The organism is Ruminococcus sp. CAG:57 (genome assembly GCF_000435935.1).
GTDB classification, from domain to species: Bacteria; Bacillota; Clostridia; order Oscillospirales; family Ruminococcaceae; genus Hominimerdicola; species Hominimerdicola aceti.
This window is the reverse complement of sequence record NZ_FR890780.1, coordinates 1-14,664: the sequence shown is the minus strand read 5'-3', so window position 1 is coordinate 14,664 and position 14,664 is coordinate 1. Positions and strand designations below refer to the sequence as shown.

General features: G+C 45.8%; 14 protein-coding genes. All 14 read right to left on the bottom strand.

The window, feature by feature from the left end; all coding sequences use genetic code 11:
* Positions 1-242: glycosyltransferase (locus QVO88_RS10110; protein ID WP_288177992.1), on the bottom strand; the 242-nt coding region annotated here is incomplete at its 3' end.
* Positions 243-257: 15 nt separating this feature from the next.
* A complete protein-coding gene (locus QVO88_RS10105; protein WP_022288354.1) occupies positions 258-1,484 on the bottom strand; it encodes an FtsW/RodA/SpoVE family cell cycle protein in 1,227 nt (408 codons plus the stop codon).
* Between the two features lie 24 nt (positions 1,485-1,508).
* Positions 1,509-2,552: a hypothetical protein gene (locus QVO88_RS10100; RefSeq protein WP_022288353.1), complete on the bottom strand. Its 1,044-nt coding sequence runs from the start codon at positions 2,550-2,552 to the stop codon at positions 1,509-1,511.
* Complete coding sequence (murF, locus tag QVO88_RS10095) at positions 2,549-3,910, bottom strand: UDP-N-acetylmuramoyl-tripeptide--D-alanyl-D-alanine ligase (protein WP_022288352.1); 1,362 nt, start codon at positions 3,908-3,910, stop codon at positions 2,549-2,551. The genes QVO88_RS10100 and murF overlap by 4 nt, the downstream gene beginning before the upstream one ends.
* Positions 3,911-4,041: 131 nt before the next feature.
* Positions 4,042-5,490 carry a UDP-N-acetylmuramoyl-L-alanyl-D-glutamate--2,6-diaminopimelate ligase gene (locus QVO88_RS10090; protein WP_022288351.1) on the bottom strand — a complete coding sequence of 483 codons (1,449 nt, stop codon included), beginning with the start codon at positions 5,488-5,490 and terminating at the stop codon, positions 4,042-4,044.
* Positions 5,491-5,515: 25 nt separating this feature from the next.
* Positions 5,516-7,849, bottom strand: coding sequence for a penicillin-binding transpeptidase domain-containing protein (locus QVO88_RS10085; protein WP_022288350.1), 2,334 nt, complete (start codon positions 7,847-7,849; stop codon positions 5,516-5,518).
* Positions 7,850-8,004: 155 nt separating this feature from the next.
* Positions 8,005-8,481: a cell division protein FtsL gene (locus tag QVO88_RS10080; protein ID WP_022288349.1), complete on the bottom strand. Its 477-nt coding sequence runs from the start codon at positions 8,479-8,481 to the stop codon at positions 8,005-8,007.
* A 73-nt stretch (positions 8,482-8,554) separates the two neighbouring features.
* On the bottom strand, positions 8,555-9,490 hold the full coding sequence (gene rsmH, locus QVO88_RS10075) for a 16S rRNA (cytosine(1402)-N(4))-methyltransferase RsmH (RefSeq protein ID WP_022288348.1): 936 nt from the start codon (positions 9,488-9,490) through the stop codon (positions 8,555-8,557).
* The gene (mraZ, locus tag QVO88_RS10070; RefSeq protein WP_256320806.1) at positions 9,490-9,909 is read right to left on the bottom strand and encodes a division/cell wall cluster transcriptional repressor MraZ; all 420 of its coding nucleotides are present in this window, start codon (positions 9,907-9,909) and stop codon (positions 9,490-9,492) included. The genes rsmH and mraZ overlap by 1 nt, the downstream gene beginning before the upstream one ends.
* A gap of 772 nt (positions 9,910-10,681) precedes the next feature.
* Positions 10,682-11,212 carry an inorganic diphosphatase gene (locus QVO88_RS10065; RefSeq protein ID WP_022288346.1) on the bottom strand — a complete coding sequence of 177 codons (531 nt, stop codon included), beginning with the start codon at positions 11,210-11,212 and terminating at the stop codon, positions 10,682-10,684.
* A 19-nt stretch (positions 11,213-11,231) separates the two neighbouring features.
* Complete coding sequence (locus tag QVO88_RS10060; RefSeq protein WP_022288345.1) at positions 11,232-11,795, bottom strand: hypothetical protein; 564 nt, start codon at positions 11,793-11,795, stop codon at positions 11,232-11,234.
* A 183-nt stretch (positions 11,796-11,978) separates the two neighbouring features.
* Positions 11,979-12,224 (bottom strand): acyl carrier protein, encoded by a 246-nt coding sequence (locus tag QVO88_RS10055; protein WP_022288344.1) that lies wholly within the window; start codon positions 12,222-12,224, stop codon positions 11,979-11,981.
* Positions 12,217-14,016 carry an HAD family hydrolase gene (locus QVO88_RS10050; RefSeq protein WP_022288343.1) on the bottom strand — a complete coding sequence of 600 codons (1,800 nt, stop codon included), beginning with the start codon at positions 14,014-14,016 and terminating at the stop codon, positions 12,217-12,219. The genes QVO88_RS10055 and QVO88_RS10050 overlap by 8 nt, the downstream gene beginning before the upstream one ends.
* Before the next feature lie 45 nt (positions 14,017-14,061).
* A partial coding sequence (locus tag QVO88_RS10045) for an L-2-amino-thiazoline-4-carboxylic acid hydrolase (RefSeq protein WP_288177991.1) occupies positions 14,062-14,664 on the bottom strand: 603 nt, incomplete at its 5' end.

Below are 14,664 nucleotides of genomic sequence, written 5' to 3'. Positions count from 1 at the left end.
CAGCCAGCCGCATGGATATTTCTTTTGAGATTTACCCAGTTAGGCTTTCTCTGAAAGCCCTCTATCTTTATAGGATAGAACTTATATCCTGCCGCAGGCACGAGCCTTGCTTCAAGCTTTTCAGGATTTCCCGCAAAGCTTATCTCAGCGTCAGGATAGTGTTTTTTTATGATCTCCGCAATGGCAAGAGCAGGATTTACATGACCTGCCGTACCTCCGCCTGCAAGTAAAACTCTGAGCATAGAACTAATACCTCTTTACTTTTTTTTGATGCACTGACGTGAAACATTGAGCATGATACCCATTTCTGCAAGCTGTATCATCAGTGCAGTACCGCCGTAGCTGAAAAACGGCAGTGAAATACCCGTGTTAGGGAAAGCGTTGCAGGCTACCATAATGTTAAAAAGTGCCTGCGAACCTATCTGTATTGTTATACCAGCCGCAAGAAGCATACCAAAACGATCCTTGCTTCTTGAAGCGATCATGAAGCCCTCGATTATAAAAAGCACAAACAGCAGTACCACTACCATTGCACCCACGAAGCCAAGCTCCTCGCAGATAATAGCGAAAACGAAGTCGTTTTGCGACTCAGGCAGATAGTATTTTTGCCTTGACTCGCCAAAGCCCAGTCCGAACCAGCCGCCCGAACCTATAGACAGCAGGGATTCATAAGTCTGAAAAGTCGTTCCGCTAGGGTCAGACTCAGGATTTTTCCAGCTCTGTATACGCTCTGAAATATAAGAAAATCCCGACCCTGACGCCATTTTATATATCAGCAGCAGCACCCCGAAAACAGCACACACACCGATAAATTTCCAGAAGGTCTTTTTCGGCATACCGCTTATAAACATCATGGAAACACCGATAATACCCACCAGCATTACCGCCGACATATGCCTTTGCAAAACAAGCACCAGTGCCACCGCACCCATTATCACAGTAAACGGTATAACACAGAATTTCCAATCCTTGAACTTAGGATAATTCACCGACATTATGTATGCGAAAATAATAATGAACGTTACCTTCAGAAGCTCCGACGGCTGAAAGCTGATCGGACCTATTTGTATCCAACGCTTTGCACCGGCAACGTCTATTCCGAAAAGAGCTGTATAAAACGTAAGAAGATATGTGGCGATAAACGCAATATATGCTATCTTAGTGTTCTGAAAGAAGTGATAATCAAGATAGCTCGTGGCAAACATCAGAAGAAGACCAAGTCCGGCAGACTTGAGCTGGCTCACCAAATAATAATATCCATCGTTATATTCACTCAGCCCCCACGCATAGCTGGCAGAAAACATCATCAGAAGTCCGAATACAAGCAATACCATTACAAGAATGAAAAACGGCTTGTCTATCTCCGTAAGTATAAATCTGAATCTATGTTTTCTTTTTGCCTGTGCCACAGGTTGTTTAAGAGGAACGTGACTATTATACACTATGCTTCCGTCACGTTCACGTCTAGGACCTCTTATAGCCAAACAAACAACCTCCCAACAAAATCTCTATATGAAAAACTTTCCCGAATATATCAAAAACGCTATCGCCGCCGTAGCCCCTGCCACAGACATCACAGCGAATATCCCGATCACGGTGTGATCCCCGTGACCCTTTTTCTGCAAATGCTCATGAAGCGTGTAACCTTTCATAAGCAGCTTTTTTCTTATCTTAAAAACGATATACTGCAAAAGCCCACAAGCTCCGTCAACGACCACCGCCGCACCTGCCAGCAGGAAAACGAAATATTCTCCCGAAAGCAGCACCGCCATAGTCATAAGACCACCAATCGCCAGCGCACCCGACTCGCCCAAATAAAGCTTCGCAGGACTGAACCCCCAAAAGAGAAAGCCTCCTGCCGCACCCATTGTGCAAACAGCAAAAAGCTGAGCAGCGTCAGAACCTGCCCCTGCCGCAAGACCGCTTGACAGCCCTGCCGAAAATATCAAAGACGTAACGGCACACAGCCCGTCAGTACCCGTGTCGGTCTTACCGCCTGCGCAATCGTGTATCTTCACCATGTTTATCCCCACTGTCATAAACAGCGGAAAAAGCGGATAAAAAAGCCCGCCGAACTGCACATAGCCCAAGTGAAAAGGCATAAGCACAGCCGTCTGCACTCCTCCGCAGTATCTAAGCCCCACGCATACACCAAGACATATAAGATACTCCATACATATCTTGTAAAAAGGCTTCATGCCTATGCCAAGCTTTTTCTCCTTAACATAGTCCTCCGAAAGCCCGATAGCCGTGAGCATCAAAACTCCGCCCAGAGCGATGAACACACGCCTTGAAAACTCTCCGTTCTCAAAACTCAGCACCGCCTGCGAGTCATAAAATATAACTCCCGTAACAATGCCGAATATAACGCAGAGCATTATGACAACTCCGCCGAATTTCGGCTCAGAGCCGTCCTTTGCGAACCTGTCGCCTATATAAAAATCGAATTTGCCTGTTTTTATCCTGCGGAAATATGGTATGAACACTCTGCCGAGAACATATCCCAGCACCATTTCACACCCCAGTATCACCGCCTGCACGCTCCAACTCATTTTGTCAGTGCATTGAACACTTCTTCAAGCTTCATTCCTCTGCTTCCCTTGAAAAGCACAGCGTCGCCCTTTGCAACTACCTCTTTCAAAGCCGCCGCAAGGTCATCTCTGCTTTCAAAGTGCCTGCAATTTTCCTTTGCAAAGCCCTTTTTCTCAGCACCCTCTATATAGCACTTTGAGTCCTCGCCAAAGCAGTAAAGCAGGTCAGCCTTTGAAGCCGCAACATACTCTCCCACATTTCTGTGATAGGTCTTTGAGTTCTTGCCAAGCTCCAGCATATCTCCAAGCACGCAAATGCGCTTGCCCTCCGCCTGTGCCTGTGAAAGCACCGAAAGGCTCGCTTTCATTGAGTCAGGCGCAGCATTGTAGCAGTCAACTATATATGTAACTCCGTCAATGACGGTAACATTCTGTCTTAAACCCTCCGGTTTGAACTGAGCAATGCCCTTTACGATATCCTCAGGAGGAATATCAAGCGCAAGACCCACACAGAACGCCGCAAGAGCGTTCTTTACATTATGCTCGCCCAAGCAGTTTATCTGGGCGGCTATTTTTCCGCCCTCATAGTTTATAGTAAATGTTATGCTGTTGTCAACAGTCTTAACACCGCTTGCATAAACATCGCAGTCCTTCTTTGATACAGAATAGTAATAAACCTTTCTGTCAGAATGTAACTGCACCCCTGCAAGCAATTTATCATCACGGCAAAGTATCAGCGGAGCGTCATAAGCCGCACCGTCAAGTATCTCAAGCTTCGCCTTGAGAATGTTTTCCTGCGTGCCGAGATTTTCAATATGTGAAATGCCGATGTTGGTTATAACAGCCACGTCAGGCTGACATGACATTGACATTCTCGATATCTCGCCCTGATGCGACATACCCATTTCGATAACAGCCGCCTCATAGCTGCTGTCAAGACCAAAAAGCGTCTGCGGCATACCTATCTCATTGTTGTGGTTGCCCTGAGTTTTCAGCGTCTTGTATTTCTGCGCCACAACAAGGGCTATCATATCCTTAGTGGTGGTCTTTCCCACGCTTCCTGTTACGCCAACTACCTTAACATCGAATTTAGACCTGTAGTATCCCGCAATGTCGAGCAATGCCCTTGCAGTGGAGTCAACGATCATACATCTTGCACCCTCCACAGGTCTTTCCGTGACAACAGCCTCCGCACCAAGCTCCATAGCCTTTGCGGCAAAGTTGTGTCCGTCAAAATTCTCACCCTTTAGTGCAATAAAAAGCGAGCCTGGCTTTATTGTTCTCGTATCGGTGGAGATATCGGAAATTTCAACGTCAGCAGGATAGCCGTAGCTTCCGTGAACCGCCGATATTATCTCCTGTAAGCTTAATTTTTCCATTTTAATTCTTATCCGCCAATTTCTCGGCAGTATCTCCTTTCCCTTATCTTATAAATATATCTTTATCGCAAAACCGCCCACAGCCGCTTTGCATATCACGGGCGAACACTGTTCACCCCTACATTTTTCTCTTATCTGCCCTCAGCTTCAAGCTCTTTAAGAGCGTCCGCAACGACTTCTCTCTCATCAAAATGTATCTTCACACCACCTGCAAGTATCTGATAATCCTCATGACCCTTGCCGGCAAGCACGATGATATCGTCCTTTTCCGCATGATGTATAGCCCAGTGGATAGCCTCACGCCTGTCAACGATAGTTATGTAAGGAGTCGTCTTGCCCTCCAGACCAACCAGAACATCGTTTATGATATCCTGCGGATCCTCATTTCTCGGGTTGTCGGAAGTAACGATAAGAAAATCAGCATTGTCAGCCGCAGCCGCAGCCATAAGGCTTCTCTTTGAAGAGTCTCTGTTTCCGCCACAGCCGAAAAGGCATTTTACCTTTCCGCTTGCACTGTTCTTTATAGCCGAAAGCACGTTCACAAGTGCGTCAGGGGTGTGAGCATAGTCGCATATAACAGTGAAATCTCTGCCCGTCGGAACTATCTCCGCTCTTCCTCTTACGCCCTGCATAGTACCCAAAGCTCTGATAGTCTTGTCAACGTCAAATCCAAGGGTCTCACAGCAGGCGATAACAGCCAGTGAGTTTGAAACGTTGAAAAGTCCGGGCATATTGAACGAAACATTGTGCTTTATCTTTCCGTCAGTGAAAACATACTTCACACCGCTTGCTGAAAGCAGGATATCCTCTGCTCTGAAATCAGCCTTTGTACAGCATGAATAAGTTTTCGCAGGACAGCTTATCTCTTTGAGATACCTTCTGCCGTATTCATCGTCTATATTGATGATAGCGTTGTCAGATATAGTGAAAAGTATCTTCTTAGCCTGATAGTAATTTCCCATCGTGCCGTGAACGTCAAGATGATCCTGCGTCAGGTTAGTGAAAACGCCTACCTTATAATGACAGCCTGAAAGTCTTTTCTGTTCCAAGCCCTGCGAGGAAGCTTCCATAACAACATAGTCACACTTCTCATCAGCCATTTTTCTGAAAAGCTCATAAAGGTCATAAGGCTCAGGAGTCGTTCTTGCAGTAGGATAAACGTCGTCGCCTATCTCGTTCTGACAAGTGCCGATAAGACCAACCTTACAGCCGAATGAAGAAAGCACCTTCTTTATAACAGTTGTGATAGTTGTCTTTCCGTTAGTGCCTGTTACACCGATAAGCGTAAGCTCCTTTTCAGGGTGACCGAAAAATGCCGCACACAGCAGAGGGAAAGCCTCTCTTGTGTTCTCCACGATTATCTGACAGTCAAGCCCCAGATCTCTTTCGCAGACTACAACTGTACAGCCCTTTTCTATCATGTCCTTAGCAGCGTCATGTCCGTCAAAGGTCTTTCCTTTTATGCACACGAACATCGAGCCTGCCTTGACAGCCTTTCTTGTGTCGCTCGTGACGTCGCTTATCTCCATATCAGGCAGAGAAGTTTTCGCAACGTCCTTTATGATATCATATAGTTTCATAATTATCATTCCTTATCATGGTTTCTTACTGTGAGCCTACCGAGGTCACTGCAAATGTTACCGACACAGCTGTTCCCATTGGAACGCTCTGTCCTGCTCCCACGCTCTGATCGGACTGTGCAACTGCACCCTCCTCCTCATAGCCTGAGCCTTCTGCCGTCAAATTAAGACCATACATATCAAGCGTAGCCCTTGCCTGCTCCTTTGTAAGTCCTTTAAGTTCAGGCACCGTAACAGTTTCTTCCTTGGCGTTTGCTTCTGTGTAAAGCACAACCGATCCGCCATGCTCTATCTTTGCGGCAACAGGCGTCTGCTTAACAACAGTGTCGCCCTCGCCCTTGACCTTGACCTCAAGTCCAAGATCTTCAAGTGTCTTTTTGGCTTCCTCAACAGTATAATACTGAACGCTAGGTACTGAAACCTGCAAGTCTGCAAGCTCGCTCTCGTCATACTCAGGGAAAATTCCCACATAAGGCAGAACGTCTGAAAGCACGTTCACGCATATAGGTGCTGCCACCTGGCTTCCGTAGAATTTCTCGCCCGTCGGGTGGTCTACCATTACGAGCATTACTATCTCAGGATCGTCAGCAGGAGCGAATGCACAGTATGAAGAAACATAAGTCTGACCTGTTGAGTCCTCGTCCATTTTCTGTGAAGTACCCGACTTACCGCCTATCCTGTATCCCTTTATATAGCAGTTAGAGCCGGGCTGACCTTCAACAACGCCCTCGAGTATCTCTCTCATAGAAGCGGAGGTGTCCTCAGAAATGACCTGACGTCTTACAACAGTGTCCATTTTCTTTACAATGTTGCCGTTCTCGTCAGTTATGCTGTTCACCACCTGCGGTGTAACAAGATAACCGCCGTTTATAGCCGCCGAGTAAGCTGTTATCATCTGTATCGGCGTTACCTTATTTGTCTGACCGAATGAAGATGAAGCAAGCTGAACAGGACCCATGTTGCTAAGCGGCATACTGATAGAATTTGATTCCGCAGGCAGGTCGATACCTGTCAGCTCGTTGAAACCGAACGCATTGTAATACTGACAGAACTTTTCAGAACCAAGCTTCATGCCTATCTGAATGAATACGGGGTTACATGAGTTTAGCATTGCCTGAGCAAAGTCCTGCGAACCGTGGTCGGTAGTTGACCAGCAGTGGAAAGTCGTGTCCTCCACCTGTATCTGAGTGCCGCAGCCAAAAGTATCATTAAGAGTGATAGCCTTTTCTTCCAGAGCCGAAGCACCTGTTATGACCTTGAATACAGAACCCGGATTGTATGTTTCCGAAACCGCCTTGTTCTTCCACTGAAGCGACCATGCGTCCAGCTGTTTCTGCTTGTAATCGTTTGAATCTTCATCAAGCCCCGCAAGCTCCGCCGCCGTCTTTTCATCGGAGATAGCCGCAGGCTCGTTAGGGTCATAAGGATCAGAAGTCGCCATTGCATATATCTGACCTGTCTTAGGATTCATTATGATACCGCAGGCTCTGTCAGTAGGCTGATTTTCCTTAACTGCCTTTGCAAGCTCTTTTTCAAGGATATACTGAATGTTGGCGTCGATATTCAGATTAAGATCGTCGCCGTCCTGAGCGTCATAGCTCTGCTTGTATCTGTATGGTATCTCAGTTCCGTCGCTTGCCTTTGCAGTGATTATCCTGCCGTCAATGCCGCTGAGATAATCGTCATAGTAAGCTTCAAGACCATATATGCCGTTGCCCTCATAGTCCGTGTGACCAAGCACAACAGAAGCAAGAGTATTCTGTGGATAAAGTCGCCTTGTGGTAGGGTCGCACCTTACGCCGTCAATGCCAAGCTCCGTGAGCTTATCCTCGATAGCCGTGGAAACGGTCTTTTCCACCTCTTTTTTCAGCACGATATACTGAGTATCCGTCTTAGTGAGTTTTTCTCTCACAGTGTTAGTGTCTATTTCAAGATTGAGTGCCAAAAACTCCACAAGCTCGTCAAGACATTCGTCCCCTGATTTCGTTGCGTCAAGTCTTTGCTGATATGTAGCCTTCTTGGACGCGTCGTCCTCTTTGGCTATATATCCTTTAAGCTCCTCTATCTTCTTGTCGTTGTCATCAAGCTTTTCTTTGAGCATAAGAGGGTCTGCATAAACAGTATAGACCGTTGCGCTCTGAGAAAGCACCGTTCCGTTTGAATCATAAATAGTGCCTCTTGACGCTGAAACAGCCGTGCTTTTAAGCTGCTGAGCGTTTGCAAGGGACTGCCACTTCTTGCCGTCCTTTATAGACACCGAAAAGATGGTCGCAACCGTATATATAAGTATCGCCGCCACAGGCAGGCTCAGCCAAATATTCAGACGTTGTTTCATTCTGGCACTTGGTCTGTCGGTCATAAATATCTCCTCTCAGGACATCACCGCACATACAAAATCTTCAATAAATTAGCATGATACGGCAAATATCGTATTTTCACACATACAAATTAATAGAACAAGAAAGCTAAGCACAAATATCTTGTCCCTAACTTTCCCCATAATTATTTTATTCACTAAGCCCCGATATATTCCAGAACAGAGCTGAACCAGTGTTTTATCTTAACGAACACATTGTCGTCCTCGGCCTTTACCACCTTTGCCACCGAGTCTGACTCCACAGTAACATACTCTATCTGAGATTTATCCAGCTTTTTAAGTCCCAGCTCATTCTCAGCATACTCCTCGACCTTTGACATATTGGTCTTCTGAGCAAGCTCTGACTGTAAACTTACATTCTCTCCCTGAAGCTGAGCAAGCTGTTCCTCCTGTCTGGTCTGCTCCGAACATAGGCTTGATATTTCGACTCTGCCGTATATCATCGTTCCAAGAACAACAGCCACCAGCAGACAAATGCCTATCACAGCTACTACCGATATGGTTTTCTGCTTTAGTGCAGGGTTTTTCTTATATTTTATGGCTCTCTGAGCCTCCGCCTCCTGAGCGTTGTCATAGGCACTGTAATCAAATGCCAAGTTATGTACCTTTGCCATTGCGGTAAAACACCTCTCACGATCCACGGGCAAGCCCGTTATTTACACATTCCCAATTTCACACAAATTTCACTCAGTCCTTGATCTTCTCGATCACCCTGAGCTTAGCGCTGCGGCTTCTGTTATTCTCCGCAAGCTCCTTTTCATCAGCCTCTATAGGTTTTCTGTTCACAAGCTTTCCCCTAGGCGTTCTTCCGCATATGCACTGAGGAAAATCAGGCGGACATATACAGCCCTTGCAGAAGCTCTGAAATCTCTGCTTTACCAATCTGTCCTCCAACGAGTGGAAAGTGATTATGCAAAGCCTGCCGCCCACGTTAAGACAATCGAATGCCTTGTCAAGAGCGATATTCAAATGTTCAAGCTCCTTATTTACCTCTATCCTGATAGCCTGAAAAGTCTTTTTGCAAGGGTTTTTCTCACGCCTTGCCTTCTGCGGAACTGCGCTTTTTATTATCTCGGCAAGCTCCATAGTTGTCTCTATCGGTTTTTGTTCTCTGTATTTTACTATCTTAGAAGCAATGCTTCTTGAAAACTTTTCTTCGCCGTACTCGAAAATTATCCTCGCAAGGCTCTGATAATCATATCCGTTCACAACGTCCTTGGCGGAAAGCCCCTCCCCTGACATTCTCATGTCAAGAGGCGCGTCATTGTGATAGGAAAAACCTCTCTCCGCATTGTCAAGCTGATAAGAGGAAACGCCCAGATCCATAAGAATGCCGTCAGCACCGCTTATGCCGAGCCTTTCAAATATCTCGTCTATCTCAGAGTAATTCCCTCTCACAACAGTCGCAGGATAGCCTGCCAACCGTTCAGTCGCAGTTTTCACCGCCTCGGGATCTCTGTCTATAGCCACAAGCCTGCCGCCCTTTTCGCCGTCAAGCCTTTTAGCGATCTCTCTCGAATGTCCTGCTCCTCCGGCAGTGCCGTCGCAGTAAATGCCGTCAGGTCGAATGTTCAAACCCTCCAAGCACTCATCAAGCAGTACGGGAATGTGGTTAAATTCCATTAAAAATCAAGCCCCTCCAGAGCTTCCATAAGCTCGTTATCATCAATGCTGCTGTTGAAATCGTCCCAGCGCTTTTTATCCCATATCTCACATCTGTCAGATACTCCGGCCACAACGATCTCCTTTTCAAGCCCTGCCACCTCTCTCAGTGACTGCGGAACAAGTATCCTGCCCTGCTTGTCAGGCTCGACCTCGCACGCCCACGCCATAAAGCTTCGCTGTAAAGCTCTCGCCTTAGCCATAGGCAGACTTCTGATCTTTTCGGCTCTTTTCTCGAAATCCTCAAGGGAATAAACGAACAGACAGCCGTCTATACCTTTAGTTACAATGAACCGCTCGCCGATAAGCTCTCTGAGCTTAGTAGGAAAAGTCATTCTTCCCTTAGCGTCCATAGTCTGATTGTAAGTTCCTTTAAGCAAGCACGCCAGCAAGCCGTTCACCTCCCTTGACCGAGTTAAGCAATGAAATGCCACATTTGAAGCACTCATCACCACTTTTTTGCACTTTTAACCACCGTACAATAATTATACACTATATTATAGAAAATTGCAACAGTAATATTTCCCAAAGTGAATTTTTGCAAGGGATTTTTCTTGGACACTTGGTCAATTTAAGAGAGATTTTAGGGGGATTTTGTAACTTTCGCCTTTTAATTTGTCACCATCTTGTAATTTGTAAACTTTTAATTAATTTTACGTCATACAATATCTTGTGGTACTTTAAACATTTGCGCCTGTATAAAGATAGCAGATATTTCCGCGAAACTCCCATACATTCACATCGTATTGACCTTATAAAGTTATTGTAACACAACATATAGTATACGTCAATAGGTTTTGCGAAAAAAAGCACAATTATTTCTGACGCTGTGACAGAAAAAGCAAGAAGGGTGATGAACGGTAGAATATAGTGTCACAAAAAGGTTAAAATTCGGTAACAGAGAAATTTGTTTTCTAATTTAATTATTACACTATCCGATTTTGTAAATTTTCATTGCTTAGATAAAGAAAATAAAGTTTGAAGAGGAATGGAGCATGAGAGAGGGTTTTTAACGTTAAAACAGCCAAAAATAATAGTAAAATTGCACAAAACCGCAAAATAAAGTGGCAAAAAAGGCAACTGCAAGGGTAGAAATACAATATGCAGTAAAAAAGCGGACGCACCGGGGTGCGTCCGCCAAGCCTCAGTTATTTACTTGCAAAAATTCTCAATGTATCTGTCGATACACTGCGCCACGATCTCAATAGCGTGTTCACGATCCTTAACATCATCGACCACAGTGTCCTTGTGTTCAAGTGCCTTGTATACCGAGAAGAAATGACACATCTCATCAAAAATGTGCTTAGGCAGTTCTGAAATGTCCTTATATATGTTGTATGTAGGATCATTGAGTGGAATGCAGATTATCTTCTCGTCAGCCGCACCATTGTCAAGCATGGAGATAACGCCTATAGGATAACAGTCAACCAAAGACAAAGGCGCAAGCGTTTCCGAGCAAAGCACAAGTACATCCAACGGGTCGCCGTCCTCTGCATACGTCCTAGGGATAAAACCATAGTTTGCAGGATAGTGGGTCGATGTGTAAAGTATCCTGTCCATTCTCAGAAGGCCCGTGGTCTTGTCAAGCTCGTATTTTACCTTTGAGCCTTTTGGTATCTCTATTACCGCCGTGAATTTTTCCTTTGTTATCACCTTTGGTGAAATATCGTGCCAGATGTTCATGTACATTCCTCCTGTATTTTCATTCAGCTTCGTACATACCCTCAGACTTTAGATTTTCAGGTATGTCAAAAACCGTTTCGCCGTCCGCCTCAACGCATGAGATACAACCGGCGTTGTCCTCGTTTATCAAGTCCCACAGTGTTACAACTTCATCTTCACCCACAACGTCTATCCCAAGCCTATCAAAAAGCTTCTCAAGCTTCTTTGGATTGCGTGAGTATATCTGAAATTCCTGATAGTCTGTGAAATATATCTCCTCGTCATTCTTGTGCGAGCCAAATCCAAATCTCGATACTCCGTCATTTACAAGCACAGTGCCGTAACGCTTCATTATAGCAAGGGCGACCTCTTTCGTGCAGTTATCAAGATAATAGGTCTTGTATCCATCTCTCTCGCTGTCAGGAAGCTCCAGAAAGAAGAATATAGGTTCAGCGAGCTTCTCTATCACACCGCAGGCGACCTTCGCCATGATGTCACAACTCAGCACACCCCTTATATTATCCCCCTGAATGTGGCAGCAAGACCGCAGTTTTTCCGCTCCGCCCACAGATACGCCCTGACAGAGGGTAAAATTATCTTCCATAATATCCTCCGTAAAATAGTTTTATTACCAATAGTATAAACCATTTTCGCAGATATTTCAAGTATAACCTATGAATTTACATTAAAAGTTTACGGCAGTACAGCCTTTCAGCCATACCGCCGCTGGAAATCACAAAATTCAGAAAAAGAACAGCGTTCTCACGCATATTTCGCAAACAGCCTGTTACTTGCCTCTCTGCTCAATAATGCCGATCATCTCGCCCACATCTTTCATACCCGAAACTTCGCCCATTTTGAACCTCATCTTGAACTCGTCCTCCACCGCACCGATAAGAGTGATATGCTCGATAGAGTCCCAATCCTCGATATCATCAGCCGTGGTGTTCTCGTCCACCTCCAAAGTATCATCATCAAAAACATCTCTGAAAACATCATCAAGTCTTTCAATTATCTCGTCCTTGCTAAGCATAATGCTCCTCCTTCACCTTTATAACAGTATTTTTATCCTCATACCCCTCAACTAAAAGCCGCCAAGCCGTGTTGCCCTCTTCGTCCTGAGATATCTTCTCAAAGCCGAAGCTTTCATAAAGCCCTGCCACCATTTTATTTTTCGCCGTAGGGTAATAATGCCCGTATATCTCTCTTATGCCACGCTTTTTCGCCTGTGCCACCAGACTATCCAGCATAGCAAGCTCCATATCCCTTTTCAGCACACGGCATGACATCAGCCAAAGCTCGATATCAAGCCTGCCCTTGTCCTCGCTGTCTGTCTTTCCGATAGTCACCGCCACAACGCCGTTGTCACCGAATTTGTCATAAAGCTTTCCATACAGCCTTATGTATTCATCAGAGTTATAGACCGCCTCCATTTGCTCCGCAGTGTATCTCTTTGTAGTGAGATTGAACTGATTGCTCTTGTTGGTGAGCTGAGTTATCCTTTGCAGATACAAAGGTGAAAAATCCCCTATCTCTGCCGTCATTTCAAGACTCAAAAGATAATCATGATAATCCGCAAACCTGCTCTGCGCCTTTGCACGCTGAGCGTTCGCCCTGTACATATCATTGCGTTTGAGGTCGTCCTCCGACAGCGTAACAGTTTCAAAATATCCCGAACGGTCAAGCACTCTTATGTAGTCCGTGACCTCCCCTATCTCAGGCACAGCCGTTCCCCCAAGCTGTCCCCTGACTATCTCCCTCTCCGCAGGGTTATCGTCCACAAAAACAAACGCCTCAGAAAGAATGTTAAGCTCCTCCGCTGTGTCAACGATATTTTTGTCCTTTGGCAGCCAGTTGGCTTTTATCGCCACAAAATCATCAGGCCTTAGCACGCCCTCAGGGTGGGAAAGCCCAGCCAAAGCGTTCTCTTCCTCGTTTTTGGAGCATACCGTCAAAAGCACGCCCAAGTCCTTGTGCGCCTTAACATACTGCTGAAACTCAAAATAAGCCATTGCCTCAGCCGTTTCCTTGCCTATCTCGAGATTTTCCACACCGTCGTCACCAACGATGCCGCCCCAAAGAGTGTTGTCAAGGTCAAGAGCCAGCGCCTTTTTGTTCTTGCCAAAGATAGCCTTTATAATATTCGCCACCTGAAAAGCCAGCTCAGGTATAGCCTCGATATTGAGAGCATATTTGTAGAGATACCAATACTTCGGCTCGCTCCACTTTTCAAGCCCATATGCCGCTGACAGCCAGTTTATATCATTGAGATAAACCTCCGGTCTCTGGGCTATCCTGTCATACAAAGCCGAATTGAGCCTTGTGACGAAGTTCACCTTTCCACGCCTGTCGGAAGCGTCCATGTTTCCCATAAGGCGGAAAAACGGAAGCTCAAAATTGTTCTGTATCACAGGACAGCCGAAATGCTCTTTCACTCCGTCCCAAGCCTGAGAAAGCCTGTCAAGCTCAGCGTTCAACCCCTGCTCTATCTCCTCTTCACCCGACCTGGGGGTAGGTGAAAAGCTGAGGTTTCTAAGGCTCGTGTGTATATAAACGATATCAGGTTTAAAGCGGTCAAGCTCCTCGTTTGAGAACACAGCGTCCTGCCAGAACTGTCCGTATTCCGATCGATAGAACTCACATTCAAAGCCCATGTCAAGCAAAAACAGCTCCAATACCGACACGATATCGTCCGTAGTCGAGCCGCCCAGCACAGCCACCCTCTTTTTCAGCCGCACCGCTCCGTCGCCCAAAAGCTGCCTTTTCAGCGACCTTTTCTTTTTCATTATAAACCCATTGTCAAATGGATACTCCAACTCTTTCATTCTTTTTTACCTTCTCTTAAATAACTCTCAGCCCCTATGAGCCTGTCACTTCTTCCTGCTGTACCTAAAATCGCAGTATGGTGCACCCTCAGCAATAGTTCCCGTCCTAACGAGTTTCATGTTCATCATGTCCGCCAGCACAAAATCCATTCTGCATATGTAAGCCGCCAGCTCAGGACACCCCTCGTCCTTGCAAAGCTTGCACGCCCCACATTCGTGATAATCATACCCAAGGTCATATTCACCATTGCCCGGCAGTATGTCCACCACCCAGTCGTTTTCATATAACCTCTTGTGACTGTCCTCCGACCATTTCAAACGCCCCGGCATCTTCTTAGGGTCAAGATAACTGTCCACATCACCCATTACCTTGTGAAAAAGCTTTGAAGCGCAAAGCCCGTCACGGAATATCTCAAAATTCTCCTGCGCAGACTTCCCGGTGCTCCTGTTCATGGCAATGTAATAGCTCGCCATAATGTACGAACTCAAAAGCTTTGACTTACCAATATTCTTAGCCCTCGCAACTATCTTCCCATGTTCTTCCTCTATCTTCTTAGCCACCTCTTTAGGAAAGCCTCTCCTTTTAAGCTCCGCCTTTACCACACTGTGATAAAAGTGAAATATCATCTTCACACTAAACGTATTTTC

Excerpts from the sequence above, each read along its gene's own strand:
- QVO88_RS10100 (WP_022288353.1), bottom strand. The coding sequence starts at position 2,552 with ATGAGTTGGAGCGTGCAGGCGGTGATACTGGGGTGTGAAATGGTGCTG.
- murF (WP_022288352.1), bottom strand. The coding sequence starts at position 3,910 with ATGGAAAAATTAAGCTTACAGGAGATAATATCGGCGGTTCACGGAAGC.
- QVO88_RS10090 (WP_022288351.1), bottom strand. The coding sequence starts at position 5,490 with ATGAAACTATATGATATCATAAAGGACGTTGCGAAAACTTCTCTGCCT.
- QVO88_RS10085 (WP_022288350.1), bottom strand. The coding sequence starts at position 7,849 with ATGACCGACAGACCAAGTGCCAGAATGAAACAACGTCTGAATATTTGG.
- QVO88_RS10080 (WP_022288349.1), bottom strand. The coding sequence starts at position 8,481 with ATGGCAAAGGTACATAACTTGGCATTTGATTACAGTGCCTATGACAAC.
- rsmH (WP_022288348.1), bottom strand. The coding sequence starts at position 9,490 with ATGGAATTTAACCACATTCCCGTACTGCTTGATGAGTGCTTGGAGGGT.
- QVO88_RS10065 (WP_022288346.1), bottom strand. The coding sequence starts at position 11,212 with ATGAACATCTGGCACGATATTTCACCAAAGGTGATAACAAAGGAAAAA.
- QVO88_RS10060 (WP_022288345.1), bottom strand. The coding sequence starts at position 11,795 with ATGGAAGATAATTTTACCCTCTGTCAGGGCGTATCTGTGGGCGGAGCG.
- QVO88_RS10055 (WP_022288344.1), bottom strand. The coding sequence starts at position 12,224 with ATGCTTAGCAAGGACGAGATAATTGAAAGACTTGATGATGTTTTCAGA.
- QVO88_RS10050 (WP_022288343.1), bottom strand. The coding sequence starts at position 14,016 with ATGAAAGAGTTGGAGTATCCATTTGACAATGGGTTTATAATGAAAAAG.